The organism is Vibrio sp. FF266 (assembly GCF_041439695.1).
In the GTDB taxonomy this organism is placed as follows: Bacteria; Pseudomonadota; Gammaproteobacteria; order Enterobacterales; family Vibrionaceae; genus Vibrio; species Vibrio tasmaniensis_A.
The window spans coordinates 1-1,743 of sequence record NZ_JBGOOO010000102.1; the positions used below are offsets into that span (position 1 = coordinate 1).

3 protein-coding genes are annotated in these 1,743 nt (G+C 37.3%); 2 read left to right on the forward strand and 1 reads right to left on the reverse strand.

Annotation, left to right across the window (positions count from 1 at the left end):
- Positions 1–172 precede the first annotated feature (172 nt).
- The gene (locus ACED59_RS24385; RefSeq protein ID WP_086716329.1) at positions 173–499 is read right to left on the reverse strand and encodes a hypothetical protein; all 327 of its coding nucleotides are present in this window, start codon (positions 497–499) and stop codon (positions 173–175) included.
- A 145-nt stretch (positions 500–644) separates the two neighbouring features.
- On the opposite strand from ACED59_RS24385, the gene ACED59_RS24390 reads away from it, so the two are divergent.
- Entirely contained in the window at positions 645–884 is a 240-nt protein-coding gene (locus ACED59_RS24390) for a CopG family ribbon-helix-helix protein (RefSeq protein WP_086716332.1), read from the forward strand.
- Positions 874–1,158 (forward strand): type II toxin-antitoxin system RelE/ParE family toxin, encoded by a 285-nt coding sequence (locus tag ACED59_RS24395; protein WP_086716333.1) that lies wholly within the window; start codon positions 874–876, stop codon positions 1,156–1,158. Before ACED59_RS24390 ends, ACED59_RS24395 begins: the two co-directional genes overlap by 11 nt.
- Positions 1,159–1,743 lie beyond the last annotated feature (585 nt).

Sequence of the window (1,743 nt, forward strand, 5' to 3'; positions counted from 1 at the left end):
GCTATCATGAAAGGACTTAACGGGCTTCAATCGTTTAAGTATTCCGAAATAAACCGCCCTGCAAGGCGGTTTTTTCACATCTAGGGCAAAAGGTTACGACTTAACGATAAAGATCTCAACGATCATTTTTGTGATCACCTTGTTCGCACAACAAAAAACGCCTAAATAGAGTCTAAAATTGATAATCCTCATAGATTCCATAAATCCCGTCACACATTCTTTTTTTCTGATCAATTTTAAAATCTAAATAAAACACCTCCATTGCTTTAAACATTTTATCGCGCTCATATTTCATCTTGCTTGCTGGCATTTTTTCAATCTCATACTCTTGAAGTAGCATCAGCGATTCAAAAAGCGATTTTTTTATATAGTCATTTTCGTAGTAGCTTGCACACGCTGCTGTATATCCGGCAATTTTTCCATCTTGATATTCATTTTCACCGTCAGAAAAAACAGGTGCAGCAAAAAACATTAGCGCGATAATTAATTTTTTTTTCATTGTTAACCTTACTCGAACAGTAACGGCCAATGGCCGAAAGTAACAGGGAACCCACTTAAGAAAAAATCCTATCAAGTCTACAAAATTTAGTAGTAATGATTACTTTGTATTACAATGTAATTAACGTAATACAAGGAGGCTTATTATGCCATCTATGTCAGTCAGAATCCCCGAAGATATTGAACAAAAACTAACATTACTTGCAGAGTCCACGGGGCGAACAAAGTCATGGATTACCAACCAAGCAATTCAAGATTACTTAGTTCGTGAGCTTTGGCAGATCAATGAAATAAAAGATGCACTGCATGAAGCTGACTCAGGACAGTTTGCTAACAAGGACGATGTACAAGACGCATTTTCTAAGTGGGGTGTAAATGCAGATTAAGTGGCTTAAAAAAGCCTTAATCAATTTAGAGCAGTCTGCAGAGTATTTACACGAACATAACCCACAATCATCACGTGAGTTTGTTCAAGAAGTCTATGACTTAACAAATCTTCTAAAAACCAATCCTGCGATGGGTCGTCCTGGTCGAGTCTTTGGAACAAGAGAGCTTGTCCTAAATAAGTTTCCCTACCTAATACCTTATCGAGTAAAAAATAACTGTATTGAGATTTTAAGAATATTCCCTACTCGCATGTCTCAACCAGAGTTTTGGTAAAGATTTAATGCAAAAAAGGTCGCTAGGCGACCTTTCTACGATAATGTTAAGGATATCACTCAGTGTTATCTGGTGTTCTATAAATCTGCAACCAATGTCGCCCCGCAGTACTTGTTGGAGGTGCTATTTCATGATCACGAATAGTACAATACCTGCCATATCTTGCTACAACCGTATGATTTGTTGTATTCATTTTACACTCTTGAAAAGAGCCCCCATCTCGCTCAACTTTATTACCAGGTGCCACATAGATAGCCATACAAAACCTTTAAACTGATTTAATAGCAACATTGCTCATATTGATATAGGGGTAAACTCAAGCAAAAACAAGGTTATACAGTTAAAAGACACACACCTTTAAAAAACCTATATTAAAAACTTAGAAATCGGTGTTCATTATTCCTATTATGTTAAACGGGCGAGTTAGCCATCAAAAACAGCCCTCAGAACGCCTCAAACGCTCTTAGCGAAGATTTTGGATACTTGATCAAGGCAATGCACCTCCACACTGCCTTGTAAGTTTGTGACGTTTTTAGAGCGATTCACAGAACGAATTAACATCGTTCAAACTCACCCCAAAAGCAC

Excerpts from the sequence above, each read along its gene's own strand:
- ACED59_RS24385 (WP_086716329.1), bottom strand. The coding sequence starts at position 499 with ATGAAAAAAAAATTAATTATCGCGCTAATGTTTTTTGCTGCACCTGTT.
- ACED59_RS24390 (WP_086716332.1), top strand. The coding sequence starts at position 645 with ATGCCATCTATGTCAGTCAGAATCCCCGAAGATATTGAACAAAAACTA.
- ACED59_RS24395 (WP_086716333.1), top strand. The coding sequence starts at position 874 with ATGCAGATTAAGTGGCTTAAAAAAGCCTTAATCAATTTAGAGCAGTCT.